Annotated in this window: 26 protein-coding genes and 1 pseudogene; 5 read left to right on the forward strand and 22 right to left on the reverse strand. The window is 63.3% G+C overall.

Annotation, left to right across the window (positions count from 1 at the left end; all coding sequences use genetic code 11):
* Positions 1 to 80: 80 nt before the first annotated feature.
* Together fliN and motA are read right to left on the reverse strand one after the other, a co-directional pair.
* Complete coding sequence (fliN, locus tag QZV93_RS03575; protein ID WP_295556038.1) at positions 81 to 458, reverse strand: flagellar motor switch protein FliN; 378 nt, start codon at positions 456 to 458, stop codon at positions 81 to 83.
* 54 nt (positions 459 to 512) lie between these two features.
* A complete protein-coding gene (gene motA, locus QZV93_RS03580) occupies positions 513 to 1,391 on the reverse strand; it encodes a flagellar motor stator protein MotA (protein WP_295556039.1) in 879 nt (292 codons plus the stop codon).
* A gap of 231 nt (positions 1,392 to 1,622) precedes the next feature.
* On the opposite strand from motA, the gene flgF reads away from it, so the two are divergent.
* The 3 genes from flgF to QZV93_RS03595 all read left to right on the forward strand — a co-directional run bounded on the left by flgF (position 1,623) and on the right by QZV93_RS03595 (position 4,181).
* Positions 1,623 to 2,348, forward strand: coding sequence for a flagellar basal-body rod protein FlgF (gene flgF / locus QZV93_RS03585; RefSeq protein WP_295556041.1), 726 nt, complete (start codon positions 1,623 to 1,625; stop codon positions 2,346 to 2,348).
* 43 nt (positions 2,349 to 2,391) lie between these two features.
* Positions 2,392 to 3,804, forward strand: a complete 1,413-nt coding sequence (gene fliI / locus QZV93_RS03590) for a flagellar protein export ATPase FliI (protein WP_295556043.1) — start codon at positions 2,392 to 2,394, stop codon at positions 3,802 to 3,804.
* A gap of 74 nt (positions 3,805 to 3,878) precedes the next feature.
* Positions 3,879 to 4,181 (forward strand): hypothetical protein, encoded by a 303-nt coding sequence (locus tag QZV93_RS03595; protein ID WP_295556045.1) that lies wholly within the window; start codon positions 3,879 to 3,881, stop codon positions 4,179 to 4,181.
* Positions 4,182 to 4,213: 32 nt separating this feature from the next.
* Here the strand turns inward: QZV93_RS03595 and QZV93_RS03600 are convergent, their stop codons facing one another.
* From QZV93_RS03600 to QZV93_RS03665, 14 genes and pseudogenes are all read right to left on the reverse strand, one after another.
* On the reverse strand, positions 4,214 to 4,672 hold the full coding sequence (locus QZV93_RS03600) for a hypothetical protein (protein ID WP_295556047.1): 459 nt from the start codon (positions 4,670 to 4,672) through the stop codon (positions 4,214 to 4,216).
* Positions 4,669 to 5,070 (reverse strand): flagellar protein FlgN, encoded by a 402-nt coding sequence (locus QZV93_RS03605; RefSeq protein ID WP_295556048.1) that lies wholly within the window; start codon positions 5,068 to 5,070, stop codon positions 4,669 to 4,671. Before QZV93_RS03605 ends, QZV93_RS03600 begins: the two co-directional genes overlap by 4 nt.
* Before the next feature lie 3 nt (positions 5,071 to 5,073).
* Positions 5,074 to 5,472: a rod-binding protein gene (locus tag QZV93_RS03610; RefSeq protein WP_295556050.1), complete on the reverse strand. Its 399-nt coding sequence runs from the start codon at positions 5,470 to 5,472 to the stop codon at positions 5,074 to 5,076.
* A 41-nt stretch (positions 5,473 to 5,513) separates the two neighbouring features.
* Positions 5,514 to 5,921 (reverse strand): hypothetical protein, encoded by a 408-nt coding sequence (locus QZV93_RS03615; RefSeq protein ID WP_295556052.1) that lies wholly within the window; start codon positions 5,919 to 5,921, stop codon positions 5,514 to 5,516.
* 6 nt (positions 5,922 to 5,927) lie between these two features.
* Entirely contained in the window at positions 5,928 to 6,683 is a 756-nt protein-coding gene (locus QZV93_RS03620) for a flagellar biosynthetic protein FliR (protein WP_295556054.1), read from the reverse strand.
* Positions 6,680 to 8,767 carry a flagellar biosynthesis protein FlhA gene (flhA, locus tag QZV93_RS03625; protein ID WP_295556055.1) on the reverse strand — a complete coding sequence of 696 codons (2,088 nt, stop codon included), beginning with the start codon at positions 8,765 to 8,767 and terminating at the stop codon, positions 6,680 to 6,682. Before flhA ends, QZV93_RS03620 begins: the two co-directional genes overlap by 4 nt.
* A 141-nt stretch (positions 8,768 to 8,908) precedes the next feature.
* Positions 8,909 to 9,175, reverse strand: coding sequence for a flagellar biosynthetic protein FliQ (locus QZV93_RS03630; RefSeq protein ID WP_295556057.1), 267 nt, complete (start codon positions 9,173 to 9,175; stop codon positions 8,909 to 8,911).
* Positions 9,172 to 9,609 (reverse strand): flagellar hook assembly protein FlgD, encoded by a 438-nt coding sequence (flgD, locus tag QZV93_RS03635; RefSeq protein WP_295556058.1) that lies wholly within the window; start codon positions 9,607 to 9,609, stop codon positions 9,172 to 9,174. The genes QZV93_RS03630 and flgD overlap by 4 nt, the downstream gene beginning before the upstream one ends.
* The gene (locus QZV93_RS03640; protein ID WP_363156497.1) at positions 9,606 to 10,133 is read right to left on the reverse strand and encodes a flagellar biosynthesis repressor FlbT; all 528 of its coding nucleotides are present in this window, start codon (positions 10,131 to 10,133) and stop codon (positions 9,606 to 9,608) included. Before QZV93_RS03640 ends, flgD begins: the two co-directional genes overlap by 4 nt.
* A complete protein-coding gene (gene flaF, locus QZV93_RS03645) occupies positions 10,034 to 10,381 on the reverse strand; it encodes a flagellar biosynthesis regulator FlaF (protein WP_295556060.1) in 348 nt (115 codons plus the stop codon). Before flaF ends, QZV93_RS03640 begins: the two co-directional genes overlap by 100 nt.
* Positions 10,382 to 10,415: 34 nt before the next feature.
* Positions 10,416 to 11,459, reverse strand: coding sequence for a flagellar hook-associated family protein (locus QZV93_RS03650; RefSeq protein ID WP_295556062.1), 1,044 nt, complete (start codon positions 11,457 to 11,459; stop codon positions 10,416 to 10,418).
* 11 nt (positions 11,460 to 11,470) lie between these two features.
* The gene (gene flgK / locus QZV93_RS03655) at positions 11,471 to 12,937 is read right to left on the reverse strand and encodes a flagellar hook-associated protein FlgK (RefSeq protein WP_295556064.1); all 1,467 of its coding nucleotides are present in this window, start codon (positions 12,935 to 12,937) and stop codon (positions 11,471 to 11,473) included.
* Between the two features lie 31 nt (positions 12,938 to 12,968).
* Positions 12,969 to 14,258 (reverse strand): flagellar hook protein FlgE, encoded by a 1,290-nt coding sequence (locus QZV93_RS03660; RefSeq protein ID WP_295556065.1) that lies wholly within the window; start codon positions 14,256 to 14,258, stop codon positions 12,969 to 12,971.
* Between the two features lie 110 nt (positions 14,259 to 14,368).
* Positions 14,369 to 15,034, reverse strand: a pseudogene (locus QZV93_RS03665) (response regulator transcription factor); the annotation flags it as partial.
* Between the two features lie 357 nt (positions 15,035 to 15,391).
* On the opposite strand from QZV93_RS03665, the gene QZV93_RS03670 reads away from it, so the two are divergent.
* Complete coding sequence (locus tag QZV93_RS03670; protein ID WP_295556067.1) at positions 15,392 to 15,802, forward strand: hypothetical protein; 411 nt, start codon at positions 15,392 to 15,394, stop codon at positions 15,800 to 15,802.
* 5 nt (positions 15,803 to 15,807) lie between these two features.
* On the opposite strand, the gene QZV93_RS03675 is transcribed toward QZV93_RS03670, so the two are convergent.
* The 4 genes from QZV93_RS03675 to QZV93_RS03690 all read right to left on the reverse strand — a co-directional run bounded on the left by QZV93_RS03675 (position 15,808) and on the right by QZV93_RS03690 (position 18,701).
* Complete coding sequence (locus tag QZV93_RS03675; RefSeq protein ID WP_295556068.1) at positions 15,808 to 16,251, reverse strand: hypothetical protein; 444 nt, start codon at positions 16,249 to 16,251, stop codon at positions 15,808 to 15,810.
* 90 nt (positions 16,252 to 16,341) lie between these two features.
* Positions 16,342 to 17,187 carry a protein phosphatase 2C domain-containing protein gene (locus tag QZV93_RS03680; RefSeq protein ID WP_295556069.1) on the reverse strand — a complete coding sequence of 282 codons (846 nt, stop codon included), beginning with the start codon at positions 17,185 to 17,187 and terminating at the stop codon, positions 16,342 to 16,344.
* A gap of 13 nt (positions 17,188 to 17,200) precedes the next feature.
* Positions 17,201 to 17,974: an FHA domain-containing protein gene (locus QZV93_RS03685; RefSeq protein WP_295556071.1), complete on the reverse strand. Its 774-nt coding sequence runs from the start codon at positions 17,972 to 17,974 to the stop codon at positions 17,201 to 17,203.
* Between the two features lie 67 nt (positions 17,975 to 18,041).
* Positions 18,042 to 18,701: an FHA domain-containing protein gene (locus tag QZV93_RS03690; protein WP_295556073.1), complete on the reverse strand. Its 660-nt coding sequence runs from the start codon at positions 18,699 to 18,701 to the stop codon at positions 18,042 to 18,044.
* A gap of 292 nt (positions 18,702 to 18,993) precedes the next feature.
* Here QZV93_RS03690 and QZV93_RS03695 point away from each other — a divergent pair, with 292 nt between their 5' ends.
* Entirely contained in the window at positions 18,994 to 21,375 is a 2,382-nt protein-coding gene (locus tag QZV93_RS03695; RefSeq protein WP_295556075.1) for a serine/threonine-protein kinase, read from the forward strand.
* A 70-nt stretch (positions 21,376 to 21,445) separates the two neighbouring features.
* On the opposite strand, the gene QZV93_RS03700 is transcribed toward QZV93_RS03695, so the two are convergent.
* Both QZV93_RS03700 and QZV93_RS03705 read right to left on the reverse strand, forming a co-directional pair.
* On the reverse strand, positions 21,446 to 22,003 hold the full coding sequence (locus QZV93_RS03700) for a tetratricopeptide repeat protein (RefSeq protein WP_295556077.1): 558 nt from the start codon (positions 22,001 to 22,003) through the stop codon (positions 21,446 to 21,448).
* 70 nt (positions 22,004 to 22,073) lie between these two features.
* Positions 22,074 to 22,619, reverse strand: coding sequence for a tetratricopeptide repeat protein (locus QZV93_RS03705; protein ID WP_295556078.1), 546 nt, complete (start codon positions 22,617 to 22,619; stop codon positions 22,074 to 22,076).
* Positions 22,620 to 22,793 lie beyond the last annotated feature (174 nt).

Below are 22,793 nucleotides of genomic sequence, written 5' to 3' on the forward strand. Positions count from 1 at the left end.
TTCGGTAAGACCTGCTCAGAAGGAGTAAACCAAGTCTTGGGCAACAGAAGATCGATTGAACGCTCGGGCGGGGCGAGACGCTAGGCGACGCGCGTCGGCGCAGCGCCGGCGCCGAGAACCTCCGTGAGCGAGACGCCGAAGCGAGAGTTGTCCTCGTCGAGCACGACCACCTCACCTCTTGCGATGATGCGCCCGTTGACCACCACGTCCACCGGCTCGCCGACCTTGCGATCGAGAGGTACCACCGCGCCGCGGCCGAGCTTCAGCACGCTCGCGACCGGCATCGTCGCCGATCCGAGGACGACCTTCACCGACACGGGAATCTGCAGCACGGTCTCCAGATGGCGCGGCTTCTGCCCCGCCTTGGCTCCGCCGTCTGTGGGAGCGGTCTCGCCCTGGATTGCATCGCCGATCGTCTGCAATTCGGCTGCGGCAGGGCGGATATCTTCTTGGCTCATCTGGGCTGACCTGGTTCGCTGCGAATGGGGCTCTGTGTTCCTGAAACGGGCGTTTTAAGCGGCTTTCTTGGCCTCGCCGCCTCCGCCGCCGACTGTCTCGGCTTCCACCTCGTCGATGGTCGGCCGCTCGTAGGCCGAAATCGTCTTGCGTCCATACTCCACGGCCACCTGCGGCATGGCCCCGTTCATGAAGGCGAGCAGCGTCTGCTTTGCGACGATGTATAAACGCATCTGCTTTTCGCGGCCGGATTTCACCTTGGTAGCGATCGGGCCGAACACGCCGTAGGAGAAGAAGATGCCCGCGAACGTGCCGACGAGAGCAGCGCCGATCAGGTGCCCTAGCACCTCCGGCGGCTCCGTGATGGCACCCATCGCCTTCACGACGCCGAGCACGGCGGCGATGATGCCAATCGCGGGAAGTCCATCTGCGATGTTGGTAATGGCGTGATAGGCCTTGAGCTTGTCGTGCCGTAGGGTCTGAATCTCCTCGTCCATCAGCGCCTCGACCTCGTGCGTGCGCGCGTTGCCGATAATAATCAGGCGGCAGTAGTCGCAGATGAAGACCATGAGGTCCTTGTTCTTCAGCACGGTCGCGAACTTCTGGAAGATCGGCGACTCCTCCGGCAAGTCGATGTGCTTCTCGACCTCGTTGCGCGGCTTACTCCTGAGCTCGCGCATCAGCGAATAGAGAAGCCCCATGACGTCGAGATAATGCCGCGACGTCGGCGCCGCATTGCCGAACGCCTCACCGAACCCCTTGCCCGTGTCCTTGATCACCTTCATCGGGTTGGCAACGATAAACGTGCCGAGCGAAGTGCCGAGAATGATCACGAACTCCCACGGCTGCCACAACACCTCGACGTGCCCGCCCATGGCCATGAAGCCGCCGAGCATGCAGCCGAGCATTACGACAAGGCCGAGAATGATCGTCACGAGCTTACCTCGCGTTAAAGGTTGTTAACGCATTTCTAGCGGCGAACGCCTTGCGCGAGCCTGATCTGCAGCCCAACCGCCACCAACTGTTTCCGGCCTCCCACAGCTCAGTTGCAGAACGAAGTGACGTCAGCCTGAGACAAGCCGGTCCGGCCAAACTGGCCACATGCGGCGGGCGTGCTGAAGCGCCGCCGAAAACTCATCCCACCGCCCCGAACGCCAGAGGCGCTCATGCAGCCAAGCTTGTATGTCTCCTTGTCCGGCCAGATGGCCCTGATGCGCCGCTTGGATACCGTCGCCCATAACGTCGCCAACGTCTCGACGGCCGGCTTCCGGGCCGAGGAGATCAAGTTTGACGAACTCCTGTCCGAAAAGACGGATTCGCCGACCGCATTCGTGTCCGCCGGAAGCACATACATCTCGCGCAAGGCTGGCGAGATCACACGTACGGAAAACCCCTTCGACGTCGCCGTCACCGGCGACGCCTGGCTCGCCTTTCAAGGTCCGGGCGGCCCCGTGTATACACGCGACGGCCGCATGACGATGACGCCCGAGGGCGAGCTGAGAACGCTCAACGGCTATCCTGTTCTGGACGTCGGCGGCGCTCCCATTCAGCTCAACCCCACCGCTGGTGCCCCCGCCATCGCCAGTGACGGAACGATCTCCCAAGGCCAGACCCGCGCCGGCGCCCTCGGCCTCTTCACGATTCCCGACCAGGCGAAGCTCGCGCGCTTCGAGAATTCAGGCGTCCTTCCCGATGTGGCCGCACAGCCGGCCTTGGATTTCAATCGCGTCGGGGTGATGCAGGGGTTCATGGAGCAGGCCAACGTCAATCCCGTCTCGGAAATCTCGCGCCTGATCCAGATCCAGCGCTCGTTCGATTCCATCAGCAACACGCTGACCCGTTCCGAGGAAACACTGTCGTCGGCCGTACGCGCCCTCGGCGAAACGAGCTGAGCGTGGATACGTTCGTGGTCGTTGGCCGGCCTGAGGACATGCGATGAGCGAGGCTTTGGCCAAGGTCGACGATCAACGACGCGACGCACTGCGGCCTCCAACCGCGCTCGAGCTGCTCGAGCAGCGCGTGGCCCATGCAGCATCCGCGCTCCCTTTGACCCGGATCGGCGGCACCGTGACCCACGTTACGCCCGCCTACGTTCAGGTCTCCGGTCTCTCCCGCCACTTGAAGCTTGGCGACTCCATTGCCTTCGGCCTCACCGCACAACCGCCGCTCGGCGAGGTCGTGCGGATAGACGAAAATGGCGCCACCATCAAGCCTTTCGATGCCAACCTCAAGATCGGCCCGGGAGAGATCGCCTGGCTGCAGGGCGGGCAATCCCTGCGCCCCGACACGTCGTGGAAGGGTCGCGTTTTGAACGCGCTCGGAGCGGCGATCGACAGCCAGGGTCCACTGCGCGAAGGCGCGCGCACCTACGACTTCGATGCCGAGCCTCCGGCCGCCATGAACCGCCAGCGCGTCCGCACGCCCTTGAAATCCGGGGTGCGCGTCATGGACCTTTTCACACCCCTCTGCGCCGGACAGCGCATCGGCATTTTCGCCGGCTCCGGCGTCGGAAAATCGACGCTCCTGTCCATGCTCGCCCGCTCCCACGGCTTCGATACCGTGGTACTCGCCCTCGTCGGCGAACGCGGCCGCGAGGTGCGTGAGTTTCTCGAGGATGCGCTCGCACAGAACAAGAGCCGCGCCGTGACGGTCGTCTCGACCGGCGACGAAAGCCCCATGATGCGCCGCCTCGCTCCCAAGACCGCGCTCGCCATCGCCGAATTTTTCCGCGACCAGGGCGACAGCGTGCTGCTCATCGTCGACTCCGTGACCCGCTTCGCCCACGCCACGCGTGAGGTCGCCCTCGCCGCGGGAGAAGCCCCCGTCGCACGCGGCTATACGCCCTCCGTCTTCAGCGAGCTCCCGAAGCTGCTTGAGCGCGCTGGTCCCGGCGCCGAGGGCGCGGGCTCGATCACGGGTGTCTTTTCAGTTCTCGTCGACGGCGACGACCACAACGACCCCATCGCCGATAGCATCCGCGGCACGCTCGACGGCCACATCGTCTTGGACCGAAAGATTGCTGATCAGGGTCGCTATCCCGCCGTCAATGTCCTGCAATCGGTTTCACGCCTCGCGAACTCTGTCTGGTCGGCGGAGCAGCGAAAGCTCGTCATGATGCTGCGCGCCATGATCTCCCATTTCGAGGACACGCGCGACCTCCGCCTCATGGGCGGCTACCAGAAAGGCGCGGACGCCGAGCTCGACAAGGCGATCGACATCGTGCCGAAGCTGTACGAGGTTATGAAGCAAACGCTGACCGACCCCCAGAGCGCCGATCCCTTCCAGGAAATTGCCCGCGCTCTGACCGAGACCAAGGACGACGGCCAGAAGGCGCCGCAACAGCGCTAGAGTTTCCACGGCCGCGCGGCTATATTCCACGGCTTCGATTTCGATGACGACTGGTGGCCCGCATGCGCGGACGAATGACCGTCCTGATGATCCTCGCAACCTCGGTCCAAGCCGGCGCCGAACCTGCATACTGCCCGGCCGACGAGACGGTTGAGGTGAGCGGCTACATCAACGAGATCGCGCTTACGGACCCCGCCGTCCCCGAGATCATTTTGGAGCAAGCATCGAGCAAATGCACGGTGGACGCCATTCGTATCGAAGGCGCGGTACCGGGAAATTGTGCCGAAGGTGGCAAAGTTGCAGCGCAAGGCATGATTCAGCAGTCCGGAGACGGCACGTGGACCTGGCTAAACGCCGATGGCGTCAAATGCGAGTAGAGATGTCGCGAGAGGCGACGTCCGCGTAGGCTTCAGCTCTTCCCGCCGCGCATATCCTTTTTTGGAATGTAGGAGAGCTGGTCGATGAGAACCTCCTTCACGACCTGCACGCCGAGGCGTTTGTTGACGTTCTCGCCAAGCTTTTTGGCCAACACCGGCAGATCCTGCTTTTTCATGTTCTGGAAGTTGACTTGCTCGCCCGCATAGATGGTCTTGAACGCCTCGTCGAGGACGTACACTTCGGGGTTCACCTGCATCTTCTTCATCGCTTCTGCATCGACGGTGAACACGAACTGCGCCACCATGTAGCCCTGAATGGTGCCTGCGCCGATGATCGGCACGTTGATGGCTTTCGTCCGATACTCCTCGAGTTTCGTTTCGCCGCCCCCCTCCGCGCCGACATCGCTGTGCTTATTCCATTGCAGCATCCCGAACGCCGCGCCGAGCGAGACGATCGAAGCCCATATTCCGACCATGAGAAACTTGATCATGAGCGCCGAGCAGCCGACGAGATGGCCTGCGTATAGGTCCCGTCAGACTCGGCATTCCGCATCGCATCCGAGATCGTCGTAGAAATCTCGCGCACGGCTTCGAGGTGGACCTTGAGCACCGCCTGGTTGATCGCCAGCTTGACCTTCAGGTTACCGACCCGAGCTGCCAGCTCCGGATCCGAGCCCGCGCCTTGCATATGACGCAGCGAGCGGGTGAGCTCCAGCAGCGCCTGGCTCTTGCGATCGTTGAATTCCTTGAGATTGACCGCTGTGCGGGTTCTGAGCGCCAGCGTCTCCTGGTCGACGATCTCCTCGAGCCTCTGAATCGCCACTTCGAGCATCGGCGCCGCGGCGCTGCGCTGTGCGGCTGAGGGTGGCAGTGAGGACGGCTGCAACATGGCTTACTCTCCGTTTACAGGTTTGACGTCGAGCATACCCGCGACGTCGTTCGTCGCCGTGGTGTGGCTCATCACATCGAGCGGGTTGAACCCGCCGGGCCGAACGGGCACCGCGTGGCCAGCTCGTATGGTGTCGGCGATGCCGATGTTTCCGCGTGCGGCAACCTGATCGGCAATCTTTTCCGCCATCATGGACTTCCAGAAATCACCCGAGATTCCCGCCCCGAACACGCTTTCCTGTGTCTCCGGCATCATTTCTTGAATGAAGCTCTGCAGCACGAAGGCTTCGAATTTCTGCGCCGCGTCCCCTGTCTTGCGCGCAGGCGCCGCGCGGCTTGCAAGCGCTGAGGCACTTGGCGCCTGCGCATCGGAAACGGGACGGACTGTCAGATCTGCGGGCAAAATGTGCCCTCCGCAGGATTTCTATGCATGCGATTAATGACTCAGCGGTCTTGCTTGGAGCTTGCGCCCTGCTGCGCGAATCCCGCTTCGAGCAGGTACTCGAGCTCCCGCCGCTCGTCGTCGCGGCGCACCTCCACCGCAAGCTCCTCCGCCAAGCGCTCCGAGTTGCGCATGCGCCCCCCGTGCTCGACTAAAATCCGCGCCTGCGCCTCGATCAACGGCCCGAGCCGGGCCTCTTCCAGCCGCAACGCCTTTAAACGCCGGACCGTCACATCCATAAACAAGCCGGCGAGCGCACCTTCCGCGGAAAGCGCCTCCGCAATCTCCCGCTGCTCGGTCTGGCAGACGGTAAGATCCTGCTTGAGGCGCGCGAACTTGAGCTCCTCGAGGCTATGCAGGTGCCGCTGGACCTCGAGAATGCGTTTGAGGCTACGGGCGCGGTCGCGCATGCAGGATCACCCGTTGGCTAGAAACATCTGAAACCCGGTCATGAACAGCGTCAGTGCCTCGCCGAACGTGAAGTAGAGGAGGAACAGCCCTCCCGCCATGACGAACGGCGCCGAGATGAAATAGACGGGGATCACCGGCGTCATCTTGTTCATGATCCCGAACAGGAAGTTCACGATCATCGAATAGGCGATGAACGGAGCCATGAGCTGCGCGATCAGAATGAACGAATTCGACGCCGCGTCTGTCACTTTTGCGAGGGCGAACTGCGGATTGAAAAGATCCGTAACCGAGAGAACGGCATACGACGCCAAAAGCGCGCGCATGACCTCGATGTGGAGACCGGTGGAAAAAATCAGCACCGTCGCGGTGAGCGTCAGCAGGGTCGCAATCGCGGGCGCGGGCTCGTTTTCCTCGATCGGTGCGTCCGCCATGCCGCTGAAGCCGGTAAACATGGTCGCCGCCGTACCCATGAACTGCAGCGCCAGAAAGAAGAGTCGCGCCATGACGCCGATCATCGCCCCGATCAGCGTTTCCGACGCGATGAGCTGAGCGACTGTCGGAGGTGTGGCCTTGGCAAGATCACCCTCGACCTGCGGGATCACTAGCGGCGCCAGTGCGAGCGTAATCGAAACCGCGAGAAACAAGCGCACCTGCATCGGAATACGCTGACTGCCGAAGCCCGGCATCAGCATCAGACATCCGCCGATGCGGCAAAACACGAGGAAGGTCAGAAGGACCATTCCTGGCGTTATGACGGTCATGAGATGTTTCCTAGCGCCTTCACCTGCACGCCTCGCGCGATCTCGAGGTGCGACAGCACCGGCAGCGTCGGGAACAGCCGCTCGGTCACCATACGCACGTAAGGCCGCGCATCCGGGGCCGAAACGAGCACGAACTGATGCCCTTGATCCAAAAGACCGCGGATGACCTTCGAAGCATCGGCGCCGAACTGCTCGATAAGCCGCGGGTCGATATCGAACTCAACCACCTCGCCTTTTGCGTCTCGCTTGAGGCTTTGATGGAACGCCAGATCCCAGCGGTTTCCGAGCCGGAGCACCTTGAGCACGCCGGCGTCCGAAAGATCGCCGCAGATCTGCTGCGCCATGCGCATGCGCACATGCTCGGCAAGCTGCTCCGCGCGGCGCACATGAGGCGCGATCTCGGCAATGCTTTCCAGGATGAGATGCAGGTTGCGGATCGAGATGCGCTCGGCGAGCAGCAGCTTGAGCACGGCCTGCAGGCCCGAATAGGAAAGCTGCGACGGGATGATCTCGTCCACCAGCCGCTTGTACTCGGGTTCCAGCCTGTCGATCAGCGAGCGCATGTCCTTATACGACAGGAGTTGCGCCAGATTTCCGCGGATCACCTCGCGCAGATGCGTCAGCATCACCGACATCGGATCGACGGGATTGAAGCCCTCGCGCTTCACCGCGTTGGCAAACATCTCCGAGACCCACAGCGCCTTCATGCCGAACGCCGGCTCGCGCGCCTCGTCGCCGGGGACATCGGGCACCGGTCCATCGCCCGTGATGACGAGCACGTCGCCGATCCGCAGTTCCTCCGATGCCACCACCGTCCCGTGGATCTTGATCTGGTAGGTCTTGCTCTGGATCCCGAGGTCGTCCGAAATGCGGATGTCCGGGACCACGAAGCCGTATTGCTTGGCGAACGCCCGACGCATGCGCCCGACGCGATGGGCAAGCTCGCCTTGCGAAGCAAGCAGGCCGGTCGAGAGTTGCTTGCCGAGCGCGATCTCGACTTCGGCGGTCTTGAGCTGCTCCTTGACCGAGTCCCGCGTCTCCTCCTGGGTCAGCCGATCGGCTTCCGCCTTGAGGGCTTCCTCGGCGGCCTTGGCCTCCGCGAGCTTCTTCGGGATCGAGATGGCGATGAACATCAATCCGCCCGACAGGATCGCGAACGGCAGGAACGGCAATCCCGGTGCCACGGCCAGCGCAAGCAGCACCGCGCTTGCGACGCCGAGAGCGCGCGGATAGTTGCCGAGCTGAGAAAACACCGTCATTTCCGCCGAGCCGCGCGTACCGCCCTTGGAGACGAGCAGGCCCGCGGCCAGCGAGATGATCAACGCCGGGATCTGCGTGACCAGACCGTCACCAACCGACAGCCGCACGAACACGTCAGCCGCGTGTGCAAGGTCCATCTCGTGGCGCGTCACGCCGATGATGATGCCGCCGAAAATGTTGACGGCCGTGATGATTAGGCCCGCGATAGCATCGCCGCGCACGAATTTCGACGCGCCGTCCATCGAGCCGAAGAAGGCGCTTTCCTCCTCGAGCTCGCGCCGGCGCCGCATGGCCTCCTTCTCGTCGATGTTACCCGCGTTGAGATCGGCATCGATGGCCATCTGCTTGCCGGGAATCGCGTCGAGGGTGAAGCGCGCGCCGACTTCCGCGATACGCGTCGCGCCCTTGGTGATGACGAGAAAGTTCACCGTGATCAGGATCACGAACACGACGACGCCGATGACGAAGTCGCCGCCCATGACGAAATTGGCGAAGCCCGCAATCACGTGCCCGGCCGCCGTATGCCCTTCCGCGCCGTTCGAAAGGATGAGGCGCGTCGTCGCCACGTTGAGCGACAATCTCAGCATGGTGGCGATGAGGAGCACGGTCGGGAAGGCAGAGAACTCGAGCGGCCGGTGGATCCACAGCGACACCATGAGGATCAGCACGGCGAACGCGATCGAAAACGCGAGGCCGATGTCGATCATGATCGCCGGCAGCGGCAGGAACAGCACCGTCAGGATGATGACGATGCCGATCGCGAAGCCGATATCGCGCGTGTAGCTTGTTCCTACCCCACCCTGAACCGCAACGCTCGTAGCCATCGATCCTCTCCAGGGCGCAACAGCCCTTGAGGAGTTTCAACGATCAAGCTTGCGCGAGGATCACCGCAGCCGCGCGGAAGCTCGAAAAAATCGAGCGCGGCATCATTTGAAAAAGCCAACCCGCCCAATCCTTAGGGGCGCTCAGAACCCGTTTGGAATGCGCGCATAGGTCTGCTCGGCGAAGGCAAAGATCACCGCCCCGACGAACGGAGCCGTCAGCGCCGTCACGAGCAGGATGGCGAGAATCTTCGGCACGAAGGTCAGCGTGATCTCCTGCACCTGCGTCAACGCCTGCAAAAGCGCGATCAGGATGCCGACCAGCATGGCGGTGATAACGCCCGGCGAGGATGCGACCACCACTGTCCAGATGGCCGCCTGCCCGATATCGAGAGCGTCGGCTGGATTCATGACGTGGTCCCTGTGGTCTCGGGCGGCGTCGCGGAGAGTTTGACGCCCGCGTCGAGCAGAAGCTCCGTGCCGTCGTTGAGCGCGACCACTGTGCCGTTTGAATAGATATGCACCTCCTTGACCTGGCCGGTGATCTTGCCGTCCATGGAAGTGACATACTTGCCGATCAACCCGTCCACCTGGCCGAGCGCTTGAGAGACCAGCAAGGAATCGAGCTTGCTATTGGTCTTGATGGCCTGCTCAACGTTGGAGAACGAGGCGAGCTGCGCCACGAACTGCGTCGCATCCATTGGCTTGGTCGGATCCTGGTACTGCATCTGTGCCGTCAAAAGTTTCAGGAACGAGTCGTAGTTCATCCCTGTGCTCTGTGACGTCGAGGACTGGCCCGTGTTCTGCGTGCCGGTGGCGCTCGTAACCGAAGGAACTGTCGTCATGCGCCGCCTCCAACAACCTTGAGTTCCGTCTCCGACGACCCGCCGAGGATCGAATCTTCTATCGGAATGAGGATTCTGAGCGTTTTCAGCGCCGCAAAAGGCGAACCTGCCTCAACCTGATTGTGAACCATTGTCAGCCCTTCGAGCACAGCGATGTTGGAGAAGGCCTTTGACAGCCCCCGCATGGAGTCCTCGAAGACCTTGCGCGCAACCGCCATAGCGGACGGTTCGATGATCATGGTCTGCAGGACATAATAAAGCTGGCGCAGCGGCGTCACCGTCTGCTGCGCATGCATGATTTCGTGCTCGATCAGGTATGGCACGTCGTTCAGGATCTCGAACGACATGCGGCCGTCCGCCTTCAGCACCGCGCCGTTGATGAAAATGCGCTCGCCCGGGCGAAGCGAGACACGCGTTGTCATGCTCATCTCAGTCCCTCTGATATCGTTCGCGACACATCGATCAACGCGTTGAAATTCTTGGAACGCCCCTGCCGGATTTCCTCGGTCTCGCGCATGACCCATAAGCCGACCGACACCAGATCCGCCCTGAGCTTCTGCGGCAAACCGTTGTCCGCCTTGGCGAGATCCTCGATGAAGATGCCCCAAAGCCTGCGCACGAAGTAGATCGCCTCGATGGCCTCGCGGGAGCCTGCGCCGCTCTTTTCCGCCTGCTGCAAGAGGTCGATCGAACGTTCGAGCGCGGTGCGCTCGTTCTCTCTCGCCGTCTTGGGCGATTCGTCGAGAACCTCGTTGTAGTAGAACTTGTACATTCGTCTTCCCAGGTTTGGGCGCGCAAAGCGCTCGCTAGATGTGGTTGAGCAGGGTCAAATTCTGAAGGCGCGCGGTCAGCGCGTACGCGGTTTCGATCTGCACAAGAAGACCGTTCACCTTGGCGGTCGCCTCGTACGGATCGACATTCTCGAGTTGTCCAATGTGCTCCTTGAGCAGGTTCATCTGCAGGTCCATGCGGTTGTTCGCATCGGAGATGCGCTCTTCCGCCGTACCGAGCCCTGCGCGTAGCTGCGTCAGGTCCGCTGAGGCCTGCCCGACGATCTCAATCGCCTTGTTGACCACCGCCTGATAGGCCTCCGAATTCAGATTCTGGACGCCCAGGTCGGCAATCATCGTGTAGGCCTGCGCGAGCGCGCGGAACGGCCCTTCATTGGCGTTCGTCGAGGTCTCGATCCGCTCGTTGGTCGAGATTCGGCTGGTTATGTTCTGGTCGGAGGCGGAGGACCAGTTGGCCCAATTCGGATCGGCAAACAGGTTGGCGAAGTCACCGTTGAGGAACGCATCCATCTGCGCCCCGGTCATGTCCCCGATGCTGGGGATCGATTGCGCCGTCATATAATTGGAAAGCGCGGTGGACGTCGCCGTCTGAGCCGCCGACGGCGGCGTGGTGAAGTACGAGGAGATCGGCTTTACGTCGGTGTTCACACCCGAAAAGATGTGCGTTCCGTTGACGGTGGTATTGAGGGCAGCTTCGAACGACGTGAGCTTGTTCTTGGCATCGGTGATGGCAGTACCCGCCGCCGTCGGCGAGGCGCGGGCCGCCATCAGCGTGGTAAGAAATTCCTGCGCAGAGCTTGCCATTCCGTCGAGCGTCGTCTGCGTCAGATCGAGACGCGACGAGGCGACGATATTGCTGTCCTTGAAGGTCTGCGCCCGATCGTAGTCCTGCCTGAGCGACACGGTTCTCTGCGTGAGATAGCCGAGCGTAAGTCCCACGTCCGCATAGCGGCCAGTCGACGATTCCTTCTGCGCCTCTACCAGTTTCGCCTGCAGGTTCGTACGCGTTTCGCGCGTCGCGTTGACGATGGCCAGAGTCGAGATGGACGATGTTTTCATGAGCGTCTCACCTAAATGGCCCCGAGAAGTGTGTTGTACATTTCATCGACGACGCCGATCAGCTTCGATGACGTTGCGAAACTGCGCTCGATCTCGAGCATCAGTGAAAGCTCTTCGTCGAGATTGACCCCCGTCGTCTTGGTGTAGGATTCGAACGATCGCTGGTAGAGCGTGCTCTGATAGGTATTGTTGTCGTCGGCGACCTTGCGCTGCTCCTGCAGCCAGCCGGCGGAGATCGCGGAGTAGTTTCCAAGCGTTCCGGTCGTCGCCAGCTTCGCCGCCGGATCGTAGGTATAGCTCTGCCCCATCTTGTCGATGAGTTCGTCGATGCGATCCGTGAAGCTCGCCTCGCTACCGGCATTATAGGCGTAGTCCGGGTCGCCCGAGATGGCGCCGTCCCTCAAAAGGTTTGCGTTGCCGCCTTGATCGGGATCGACGCTGGCATTGACTCTCAAAGCCGCAGCGAGGCCGGGAATGAGCGTGCCGGCCGGCGGAATGCCCGTAGCGCCGGAATAGGTGAAGAGCCCCGGCAGATCCGCTCCTCCACCGCCCGACTGATCGGATTCGGCGAACGTGGTGACCAGCACACGTGCCATCTCGTCGAGCTGGGCTTCGTAGGTCAGCGAAAAGTCGTCGCGCGCCTGCATCAGACCGACGATCCGGCCCGACTGCAACGGCATCGTCGCGTTGGCGCCCGTCACCTGCACGCCGTCGATGTAGAGCGCATTGCCCGGAACGCCCGGCGTGAGATTGAGCGTGCGATTGAACACGAGCGTGCGCGGCGATTTATCGAAAAGCGTCACACCGCTGTCGGTGTAGATCGCCATGTCGTTGTTCTCGCGCGTGACCGTACGAATGCCGATCTCGTTCGAGAGATCATGCAGGACCTGGTCGCGCTGATCGAGATAATCGGTAACGTCCCGCCCCGTGAGCGTTCCCTTCACGATCTCCTGGTTCGCGGCCTGAAACTGCGCGAGCAGGGAGTTCACGCGATCGACGGAGGATTGGATACCGGTATCCGCCTCGTTGCGCACGGATTGCACGGTCGCCGCCGCGGTATTGATGCCGGTTGCGAGGTTGCGCGCCGATCGTACGGCCGCCTCCGCCGCGAGCTGGTTGTGCGGCTGAGCGGAATAGCTCTGCAGCGCGCTCATCAGCTTGTTGATCAGCGCCGCGGGCGAAGAGTCGAGCTCGACGTCGTTGATGGTGCCGTTGAGAGTATCGAGGGAATCGAGTGCGGCCGAATACTTCGCGCCCTGCGAGTTGGCGCCCAGGATCTTCTTGAAGAGAACCGGCTCTTCGACGCGAACGACCGCCGAGCTCCGGACGCCGGATCCCGGCACAGTGATAATCTCGATGGACTTGCGCGAGTAGAACGCCTTGTCGGCGTTGGCGATATTGCGCGATACGAGGCTCGTCCGCTCGCTGGATACGAAGAGGGACGAATTCGCGTTTGACAATGTGGCCGTAAGGCTCATCGCGCGTCATCCCCCCAGGCCTCGAAGCGCATTACCGCTTGAGGTTGACGAGGACCTCCATCAGCTCACCGCCCGTCTGAAACACCTTGGAGTTCGCCGTGAAGGCGAACTGGGACTCGATCATCGTCGTCAGCTCGTTCGCCGTGTCGACGGTCGACTTCTCGAGCTGCGAGGAGCGGATTTCGCCGAACAGCGACGATCCGGCAAATCCGATCTGCAGGTTGCCCGAGTCGGCGCTGATTGAGTAAACGTTGCCGGGTTGCGGCGTGAGGTTGTCAGGGCTGGGCACGGTCGCCAGCGGGATCTGGAAGATCGGAATGCGCGCGCCGTTGCCATACACGGCATAGAGCACGCCCGTCTTGTCGAACTCCTGCCCCTCGACCGCACTCGGCTTGTTGCCGTTGATGGTCGGGGCCAGCACCTGGAAATCTTCCGCAAGCTCGGTCGACTGCGAAACGTCGATGTCGACGGCCTGGCCGTTCGGCACCGGAATGGTGATGGAGGTCGGGCTCGCCGGGATGACGGGCGGCCCCACCGGATCACCCGGATGCAGCTTGCCGGTCGACGGATCGAAGGTCAGCGTCGTCGTCACGAGCGCGCCGCTGCTGTACGGGAAGGGATCCGTCGATGAGTTGGCGCCGGCAGCATTGAAAACAGAGACTTCCCACGTGTTGGTGGCGGTCTTCGTGTAGTAGACGTCGAGCGTCACCTCGCGGCCGACGTTGTCGACTGCGGTCATCGAAGACTTTGCCGTATAGGTCGTGGAGTTGAGGTTGTCCGCCGGCGTATCGCCGGTTATGGCCGTGGCATCCTCCGGCAAGTTCGCGTGGAAGGTGCCGTTCGTAGACGGCGTCGCCTCGAGCGACATGGTGGCGATGTTGACCTCGGCCAGACCCGCGGTCCCGTTCGAGGCAGCGGCGGCTGAGCCGTTGATGATCGGATAGCCCAGCAGCTTGAACCCGGCCGCGTTGACCAGAAAGCCTTCGCTATCCTTCACGAACGAGCCCGCGCGCGTAAGGTAGGTCGCATCGCTGCCGTCGCTCACCAGGAAGAACCCATTGCCGCTGACGGCAAGATCGGTCTTCGAGGTCGTATAGTCGAAGCCGCCCTGCTGCGAGATGCCGTAGCGGATCGTGGTGTCGACACTGCCCGGCACGTAGGCGCCGTTACCGGACTCGAGCACCACCGTAGAGAATTCCGTGAAAGCCCGCTTGTAGCCATGCGTACTGGCATTGGCGATGTTGTCGGAAACGGTGCCAAGGCGGGCCGATTGTGCAGCCATGCCGGACGCACTCGTCCGCATCATGCCGGAAATGCTCATACGACAGGGTCCTTCTCGAAAAGCTCTGACCTTTCGAGTAGACCATCTGCATCTTGCGTGAGGCTGGACGGAGCACAAGTTTCGCCCTGCCGTTCGGACGTTACGTCGACCACAAGCCGGTAGCCGAGATAGCGCTTGGAATCGATCGGGTCGTAGCCCATTCGATGGCGAAGCCGCTTCCTGAGCTTGCTGATGTGGCTCTCGACGACGTTCTCGTCGATGTCCTCGCTGAAGAGCCCGTACACCGAGTTGAAGATCTGCGTCTTGTTGATTCGGCAACCGCGGTTCGAGACGAGATACTCGAGAATGCGCCTCTCGCGCCTCGGGAGCTGCAGAACCTCGCCCTTCACCTCGGGATCGCGCCCGTCGAAGAAGACGCGCATCTCGCCGACGTCCGTATAGTCCGGCGCCCCGCTCGCCCGGCGTCGGATCGCCTTGACGCGGGCGATGATCTCCCGCACGTGAATCGGCTTGCGGACCACATCGTCGACACCGGCCGCGAACAGATCGAGCGTCTCCTCGAGCGACCGGTTCTCATTCATGGCGATGACGGCGGCCGTTGCCGAACGTCGCCGAATGATCTTGGCTAGCGCACTGCGGTTCCCGCAGTCACCGAGCAGGAACGCCTCCACGGACCTCATGTCCGCCTCGGAAACGGCGCTCACCCAGCTTTCGAACTCCCCCGGCGCCAGTCCGCAGGCGGAGATTCCCTCTCTATCGAACCAGGACGCATAGCCCTCGGTAACGGTCGCGCGCTCGTCCACGACGACGATCATGTGATAGTCCCCCGCCCATCGGCACCCCCGAATCACAAACGCAACCCCACCTAACCGGGATGCAGTGCGTCGCCATTTCGATCAACGATTTGTTGAGGATTTCTCGGGCGATGCTCCGATTCGCTCTTGAAGTGTTGCGTAAAGAGATCACCTCGCAGGCGCGAGCGGACTTGCCAAACGGCGGATACCGATGGGTTACGCCGTCAGAACCCCCTCAAGCCTGGCGCAAGCCGGTCCGGCTCTAATTCCTCACGTTTTACCTACGCCCCTGGATTTGCAGACAAACGCCTTTGAATTGGGACGGCAATTGACATGCGGCCTCGCGTGCCAGCCCGGATAGGAAGCCTGAGCCTTGCATTGGCTCTGGTTGCGGCTATCTGCGGAACACCAAACGAATCGCTGAGCCGATCGAGGTCCTTCACCATCGACGAGCAGGCACCGTTCGCCATCGCGCTCGTGGGACCGGGCATGAACCGCACCGAGCTCACCGCTGTCCTAGGCCCGCCGAGCTACATCCAGGCCAACGGCCTTCGCGAAGCATGGCAATATTGCCCCGGACGCTCCTTGATCCGCTTTCTGAAGGACATTCTCCGCCAGGAAACGCTCCCCCCTCTCTACGTCACCGTGTGGTTCAACGAGGGGCGCGTCGAGCACATGCGCGCCTACCCGACCCGGGTCATGGGAAGCTGCGAGGACTTTCTCGCGGCGTTCAGCTGGCAGGACGTCATCGAAGGCGGCGATTTTGAAGGCGGCTATAGAATAAAGTAGGCCGTTCAAACGGGCGGGGCGCGCTTCAAGGCCCGGTCGATCACGGCATTCACGTCCGCCATGGCGGCAACGGCCTCCGTGCGTAGATCCTCGGCAACGCTATCCGGGTGGTGCAGGGCTGCAAAACGGCGCCGCAGCGCCTTGAGCTCTTTCGCCGAGTGCTCACGCTCCACGAGCGCCGCCTTGAGCTTTTCCGCCGCCTCCGCCGGCCTCTGACGGACAACCTCCTCCGCCGGCCCCGTAACGGATCCGTACGCACGCGCCAGCGATGCCGGGGCCACGTAGCCGGAGGCGACCGTTATATCGCCGAGGCTCCCGACAGCCGGGGCCACGAGCGACGGCTCGTCGAACAGCGGCCCCCCGCCATCCGGATCGAGACGGGCATCGTCCAGCGCCTCCTCGAAGGCATGCTTGCGTTCCGGGTGCCGAACCCGTGTTGGCCACACCACGATAGATCTCCCTGCGGAATCGATCCCGCATCGGAAGTGTGTTGCCGATACCTTGTTCGGGCCTTGTGCGAGCGCGCCGACGCTGGACCTTTAACGGTCGGAGCCGCGGCCGCCTTGCGTCGTCTCGACGGCCGCCGTCTCCCGCGCCGGCTGCGGCGCAAGACGCACGGCGATCACGGTCGCATTGTCCTGATGCGGGTCCTTGATGGCCTCGACGGCACGGATCAACGCATTGGCAACAGCAACCGCACCATCGTCGGCATAGGCCGCGACGATGCGCTGAATCTCCGCCGACTCGAGGGTCTGCAACCCGTCGCTGGCAAGAATGATGTAGTCGCCGGGCTCGATCTTGAGCGGCCGCGCCGAGAGATCGATGAGATCGATCTCGTCTCCCGTCACCGCCGAGCGCAGCATGTGCCGCCGGGGGTCGCGCCGCGCCTCGTCCTCCGTGATGGCACCCATCGCCGCCAGCCGGTCGAGTTCCGGCGCCAGCGAATGGTCGTCGTTGAGAAGAGCGATTTCCCCGCGCCGGTAGAGCATCAAGGGACTGTCGCCAACACTGACCCATTCGATGCCTTCGGCCCCGAACGTGACGCCTACCAGGGTCGAGCCCATGCCCGCGAGCATGGGGTTGGTGCTCACCGTATCCGCGATGGACTTGTTGGCGGCCTCAAGCGACTCCATGAGCCGATCCTGCGTGGACCCGTGTTGGGTCGCATAGGCCTTGATGAAGCTCTCGCACGCCATGCGGCTCGCAAGTGCGCCGCCGGCGTGCCCGCCCATGCCGTCGGCAAGCACAGCCACCACGGCAGCGGACCCGTTCGCCTCGGCGGAGGAGGGCTGCGGCGCAGCCTGTCCGCTCCAGAAGAGGGCCGTGTCCTCCTGATAACTCCGCGCCCCCTTTGTGGCGCGGCTGGCGTGCTCGAAAACTTGCATACGTGTTTGGATCTTACGCCTGTTCCTGGAGAGCTGCCCAATCGAAATCCGGGCCGCAGAACGGCACGAACACGAGTTGCGTCCGGCCCATGGTGATGACGTCCATCTGGGCGAGCTCGACAGCGCCCGTCGGCCGCTTTTCGTTGAGGGAAACGACGTTGGTCTTAGCAAGGTTCGGCACGAAAAGGAAAGACCGTTCCGCCGAATCGTACCGGATGTAGGCTTGCTCCTCTGCGGAGATGGCATCGTCGCCGAAATCGATGGCGATGCGATTGCTGGGCGCGCGCCCCATCGAGTTGTTGCCTTCGAAGATGGGACGGTACTGACCGATGCCGGGACCGCCCACCACCACGAGCCATCCTACGACCGGGTCCTGCTCGAACGCGCCCCGCGTCACTTGCGACTTTCCGCGCACCAGCGTCGTGCGCGAGGCGGAGGGCTCGGGCTGCTTGCCTGCCGAGGCGCGCACGACGCGCGTCGTCGGCGGAGCGTCTGCCTCGAGATGCTTGCTCTCGGCCGTAACACGTGGAGTGCGTGCTTCCCGTGCCGCTTCCGCCGCGGAAGGCGTTCCGCCCTCGGCGCGCGGAGGCGGCAACTGTGCCGCAGTCTCCGGCGCAGGCACCGCGATCACAGCGTCGCTGGCGGCCGCTGAAGCGGCAGCCACACGCTGCGCGACAACCGCCTCCTGTCGCCCGGTATCCTCGCGGCTGGCTGCGACGAGCGCATCCTTGAGAGAGCCGAGAAACCGGCCTGAACGCTGCCCTTGTCCTCCACCGCTCGCTGACATGTTCGTTCTCCTCTGCTCTGCTCTGTTCGTTCGGGCGGAACCGTGCGCCCCGTGTCAAGGACCGCCCTCAGGGAGAGGTGGCGGAAAATTTCAATCGCGCATTGCCGAGCTCGATCATGTCACCGCTCGCGAGCCGCGCCTCCGCGACCGCCCGGCCATTCACCACCACGCCGTTGCCGCCCGCACTTGAAAGATCGGTGATGACGAACTCGGCGTCCTCGGTCCGGTGTATGGCCGCATGATAGCGATGCACGGTGATGTCCTGCAGGCAAATGTCGTTATCTGTTTCGCGCCCGATCCGAAGCAGCGTACGCGCTAGACTGTAGCGCTGGTCCGGAGCGTCCGACACAACCTCGCCGACAACCTCGACCCAAGCCTCGAGCGGCCTCAGCGGAATATGGCCGGTGCGGACCCCGTCGCGAGGCTCGGCGGTCGATGTCGTGCGCCGTACGCGTTGCACGCGCGTTTGCGCTTCCGAGATTTCCGCCGTGACGTCCGCCTCGCGGCCCCGCGCCCAAAGCCCGATCAGCGCCAGGGGCGGCACGAGCAGCAGCGCCGCGAGCCCCAGCACGAGCGCCGGCGCCCGTGCATAGCTCGCCGCCACCCAATCCGTGAACCCGGCCCACGAATCTCCGACGACACCCGCTGCGGCGACGGACTCGCCTGCCACCGCCGGCACCACTGAGCTCAACACGGCAAATGTCAGCGCGCCGCCGAAAATCCGCATCGTCGGACCTTGCACAAGCGGCCTCCGGAACGCATCCGGTGAGAAAAGTTGCATGGATATGCTCAGGCTCGAATCTGCCGTACTTTTGGTGGCGTTCTGCGGCAGCAACATGGCCACGCGCGGAGTTCCCCGGTGAATTGCAGCAAAGTTGACCACAACGCGCACGCGCCCGCCACATTCCTGCTTCACAAGAGACACCGGAGGTGATTTGCACACAGAGCCAGGATCAGGAAAGTTGAGCGACCGTAACGACTCGACACATGCCCCGAGCTAACCTAGAGCCCGAGAGCTGATGACCAATTTGATTGCGCTAAAGAACGGGACCGAGCTCGTCGGTGATTACCGGATCGAGCGCGTGCTTGGCGCCGGCGGGTTCGGGATCACCTACCTCGCCGAGGAGGTCGCGCTCGACCGCAGCGTCACCATCAAGGAGTATTTCCCGTCCGATTTTGCCGCCCGCACCTCGACGGCGGACGCCGCCCCCCGCTCGCAGGACTGCGCCAGCGACTACCGGTGGGGCCTGGATCGTTTCATCGAGGAAGCGCAGACGCTTGCCCGCTTCTCGCACCCGAACATCGTCCGCGTCTACCGCTACTTCAAGGCCAACAACACGGCCTATATGGTGCTCCATTTCGAAGAGGGGCAAAGCCTCAAATCCTGGCTTAAGGGCCTCGGCCGCGCCCCCCGCCAGAAAGAGCTCGACGCCATCGTCGCTCCGCTTCTGGACGCCCTCGAGCTGATCCACAAGCAGGACTTCCTGCACCGCGACATCGCCCCCGACAACATCATCATCCGCAAGGACGGCTCGCCTGTCCTGATCGATTTCGGCTCCGCCCGGGGCGAGATCGTGGCCCACTCGAAAACGGTGTCCGCGCTCGTGAAGCCTGGCTACTCGCCCTACGAGCAGTACGCCGAGACGAGCCGGCAGCAGGGCCCCTGGACCGACATCTACGCCCTCGCCGCCACGCTCTATCATGCCGTAACGGGCAAGCGGCCTGCCGACAGCCCCTCGCGTATGGTCAAGGACGACTTGATCCCGGCCCGGGACGCAGCGCTCTCGGCCTACCGCGCAGGCTTCCTCAAGGCCATCGACCACGCGCTGACGTTGCAGATCGAGCAGCGTCCGCAGTCGATCGCCGCCTGGCGCGGCGCCTTGCTGGCGCCCGACCCCGCCAAGCCGGGCTGGTTCGCCAAGACACCGCACAAATCCGACGACGCTGCAAACGCCAAGCCCGAGAAGGCCGCTGCGAAAAAACCTGCAGCCACCGTGAACCCGCCGCCGCCCGACGCGCCGGGCCCGAAGGGCGGCATGCTCGATTTCCTCGACGGCTTGAAGAAGAAGCCTGCCTCGTCCGAGCCGTCGCCCGCAAAAGAGGCGGCCAAAGCTGCACCGCCCCAGGCCGCAGCACCGGCCGGCTCTCAGGCCGGGACGCAGAAAGTCCTCGAGCCGCCCGATCCGATCAAGCTCCCCCGAGTCCTGCGCAAGAAGGAGCCCGGCAAGGAACTTGTCGTCGTCAAGGAGCCGAAGAAGGCTGACGCCAAGGAAAAGCGCAAGCCGGCGAGCCGCCCGCGCCCCATTCGCACGCGGCGCGGCGTCGGCTGGCGGCCGATCTTGTTCAAGCTGCTCGTCGGCGTCGGCGTTGCCAGTGCCGCCGTTGCCATGCAGGAGCGCTTCCCGCAGTTCGAGAGCCGCGGCAGCGGCGAGACGTCGGCCGGCACCTCGACATCCTCGGCAATCCGCACCGCGTCCCTGCAAGAGGTGCCCGTCATTCGCCCGCTCGCCGAGCTGGCGGGCCACGTCGGCCCTGTGACGGGCGTCGCCTATGCGACAGACGGCGCGTCGCTTGCCACTATCGGGGCCGACGCGCGCCTCAAAATCTGGAACACCGCCTCCGGCACGCTCACGCGCACCATCGAGCTCGACAACGGCCCGGCAACCGCGCTTGCCGTTTTCGGCAACAACGCACTGACCGGCCACGCTACAGGCGACGTCGTGCTCTGGGACTGGCAGCGCGCGGAAAAGGTTGCCGCCTTCAAGCGCAACGACGCCCAGATCTGGTCGCTGGCCTTCGCCGGGCGCGCCGATCGCTTCGTCGCCGCGAGCCATGACTGGAAGGTCACGCTGTGGGACACGGCGACGCCGTCCGGCCCGGTCCAGGTCATCGATGCGCATGAGAATGCCGCACAAGCGGTCGCCTATGTCACGACCGAAAAAGGCCCGCGCCTCGCCTCCGGCGGCGCCGACAAGACCATCAAGCTCTGGAATCTCGACACCCTCGACCGCATCCGCACCTATCGCGGCCACAGGGACTTCATCACCGCCTTGAGCTTCTCGCCCAACGGCAAGCTGCTCGCGTCTGCGAGCCTCGACGGCAATATTCGCATCTGGTCGTCGTCTTCCGGCCGGCTGTTGAGGCGTCTCTATGGCCATCGCGGCCGCGTCGGCAGCCTGTCGTTCGCCCCGGACGGAAAGACTCTGGCCTCGAGCGGAGCCGACGGCCAGCTTCGCATCTGGGATGTCGAGCGCAGCCGCACACTGCGCACCATCACCGGCCACGCAGGCGCGGTGAACGCGGTAAGCTTCGCTCCTGACGGCGAGCGCCTCGCCTCAGCAGGCGAGGACGGCGTCGTGCGCATCTGGGCCAACCCCGCCGCCCATCCGGCCACAAACTGATCTCATGCAAAGACAATGGCCGGGCGACAGCCCGGCCACGATCGATTCCACTGCTTTGGAGACTGCCGGGTCAGCCCTTCGAGGCGGCCGCCTCGTAGTCGGCGATGTGGCTCTTGAGATCGACGTAGGCCGGACAGCTTGCCCCGCACCGCTGCGCGATCTCGTCGAGCTCCGCCCGCGCCCTGCCCGGCTCGCCCTTGGTGAGGAACGCTTCACCGAGATAGGCCCGCGCCACCACATAATTGGGGTTGATCGCCAGCGCGCGGCTGTAAAGCGGTAGCGCCTCATCCACACGGCCGAGCTTGCGCGTCGCAAAACCGATGTACGTGAGAACCCGCTCGTCTTTCGTCTGCGCCAGCGTGAGATATCCGAGAGCCTGTTCGTACTGACCGTTCTTTGCCAGCCAGTAGCCGGCATAGAACCGCTCCTCGTCCGACATCTTGGCGCTTGCTGCACCCACGCAAGCCGTCCAGGCCACCGAGCCCTTGGCATGCGCATCGCACGCCGCACTCGTCGGCCCCGTATCCTTGGATAGGCGTTGATCCGCCCGCAGCGGCGAGCTTGCAAGCGCGGCAGCCAAGCCGGAAACCGCGAGCAGCGCGGCCATCTTGGATACGAAGTTCGTCATGCGTAGGTCCCCTTGGGGGCGGCGCGAGACGCCACCCCATTCCGTCATCCACTTTTTGCGGGCAAAGGCGTCAGCCGCGCACCGCGCTCTTGACCTCGAACGCCGTGATCTCGCGCTTGAGGTTCGCAAACGACACCGAGCCGGCCCCGGCACGCCGCTCGATCTCACCGAGCTGCGCACGCGCGCTCGCCAGATCGCCCTTGGCCAGGAACGCCTCACCCAGGTATTCGCGGGCCTGAACATAGTTGGGTTCGAGAGCGAGTGCACGCGCGTAGTAGGGCAGCGCACCATCCACATCGCCGAGCTTGCGCGTAGTGAAACCCATGGCGTTGAGCGCGCGAGGATTTTCCTTGTCGGCGAGCGTCGCGAGCAGCGCCTGTGCGTCCGTGTACTTCCCGGCGTGTGCCAGCCAATAGGCGCCGTTGATGATCTCGTTGTCCGCGGCGCTGTGACTGTCTTTGCACTCCGGCTTGCTCTTGTTCTTGGGTTTGCTGCAGTCGACGCGAGGTTTCGGCGGACCATCGTCGGCCAAGGCCTGCAGCGGAGCCGCGAGCAACGCCACGGCGCCAAACGACAGGACGAGAGACCTCACAAGGCGCGTTTGTACCTGTGTCATGAAACCCTCCTTAAGGTGCGCCCGGCACGCAACACGAGGGAAATCTAGCCGCCGGAAATGTGGAAGTCCATCCAGGCGTCCCTGGGGATTCTTTACATTTTTGTCTCAGTCGGCCAAAGCCCTGCCATCATTCGAGTACATGGGTCCGACGGGTATCTCGTGCCGCATAGGCGC

Origin of the sequence: uncultured Hyphomicrobium sp., assembly GCF_902826555.1 — a bacterium.
GTDB lineage: Bacteria > Pseudomonadota > Alphaproteobacteria > Rhizobiales > Hyphomicrobiaceae > Hyphomicrobium_C.

What these genes read in the sequence shown, in the direction of transcription:
- fliN (WP_295556038.1), bottom strand. Translation starts at nt 458, where the DNA reads ATGAGCCAAGAAGATATCCGCCCTGCCGCAGCCGAATTGCAGACGATC.
- flgF (WP_295556041.1), top strand. Translation starts at nt 1,623, where the DNA reads ATGCAGCCAAGCTTGTATGTCTCCTTGTCCGGCCAGATGGCCCTGATG.
- fliI (WP_295556043.1), top strand. Translation starts at nt 2,392, where the DNA reads ATGAGCGAGGCTTTGGCCAAGGTCGACGATCAACGACGCGACGCACTG.
- QZV93_RS03595 (WP_295556045.1), top strand. Translation starts at nt 3,879, where the DNA reads ATGACCGTCCTGATGATCCTCGCAACCTCGGTCCAAGCCGGCGCCGAA.
- QZV93_RS03600 (WP_295556047.1), bottom strand. Translation starts at nt 4,672, where the DNA reads ATGATCAAGTTTCTCATGGTCGGAATATGGGCTTCGATCGTCTCGCTC.
- QZV93_RS03605 (WP_295556048.1), bottom strand. Translation starts at nt 5,070, where the DNA reads ATGTTGCAGCCGTCCTCACTGCCACCCTCAGCCGCACAGCGCAGCGCC.
- QZV93_RS03615 (WP_295556052.1), bottom strand. Translation starts at nt 5,921, where the DNA reads ATGCGCGACCGCGCCCGTAGCCTCAAACGCATTCTCGAGGTCCAGCGG.
- QZV93_RS03620 (WP_295556054.1), bottom strand. Translation starts at nt 6,683, where the DNA reads ATGACCGTCATAACGCCAGGAATGGTCCTTCTGACCTTCCTCGTGTTT.
- flhA (WP_295556055.1), bottom strand. Translation starts at nt 8,767, where the DNA reads ATGGCTACGAGCGTTGCGGTTCAGGGTGGGGTAGGAACAAGCTACACG.
- QZV93_RS03630 (WP_295556057.1), bottom strand. Translation starts at nt 9,175, where the DNA reads ATGAATCCAGCCGACGCTCTCGATATCGGGCAGGCGGCCATCTGGACA.
- flgD (WP_295556058.1), bottom strand. Translation starts at nt 9,609, where the DNA reads ATGACGACAGTTCCTTCGGTTACGAGCGCCACCGGCACGCAGAACACG.
- QZV93_RS03640 (WP_363156497.1), bottom strand. Translation starts at nt 10,133, where the DNA reads ATGGGTCATGCGCGAGACCGAGGAAATCCGGCAGGGGCGTTCCAAGAA.
- flaF (WP_295556060.1), bottom strand. Translation starts at nt 10,381, where the DNA reads ATGTACAAGTTCTACTACAACGAGGTTCTCGACGAATCGCCCAAGACG.
- QZV93_RS03650 (WP_295556062.1), bottom strand. Translation starts at nt 11,459, where the DNA reads ATGAAAACATCGTCCATCTCGACTCTGGCCATCGTCAACGCGACGCGC.
- flgK (WP_295556064.1), bottom strand. Translation starts at nt 12,937, where the DNA reads ATGAGCCTTACGGCCACATTGTCAAACGCGAATTCGTCCCTCTTCGTA.
- QZV93_RS03660 (WP_295556065.1), bottom strand. Translation starts at nt 14,258, where the DNA reads ATGAGCATTTCCGGCATGATGCGGACGAGTGCGTCCGGCATGGCTGCA.
- QZV93_RS03680 (WP_295556069.1), bottom strand. Translation starts at nt 17,187, where the DNA reads ATGCAAGTTTTCGAGCACGCCAGCCGCGCCACAAAGGGGGCGCGGAGT.
- QZV93_RS03685 (WP_295556071.1), bottom strand. Translation starts at nt 17,974, where the DNA reads ATGTCAGCGAGCGGTGGAGGACAAGGGCAGCGTTCAGGCCGGTTTCTC.
- QZV93_RS03690 (WP_295556073.1), bottom strand. Translation starts at nt 18,701, where the DNA reads ATGCGGATTTTCGGCGGCGCGCTGACATTTGCCGTGTTGAGCTCAGTG.
- QZV93_RS03695 (WP_295556075.1), top strand. Translation starts at nt 18,994, where the DNA reads ATGACCAATTTGATTGCGCTAAAGAACGGGACCGAGCTCGTCGGTGAT.
- QZV93_RS03700 (WP_295556077.1), bottom strand. Translation starts at nt 22,003, where the DNA reads ATGACGAACTTCGTATCCAAGATGGCCGCGCTGCTCGCGGTTTCCGGC.
- QZV93_RS03705 (WP_295556078.1), bottom strand. Translation starts at nt 22,619, where the DNA reads ATGACACAGGTACAAACGCGCCTTGTGAGGTCTCTCGTCCTGTCGTTT.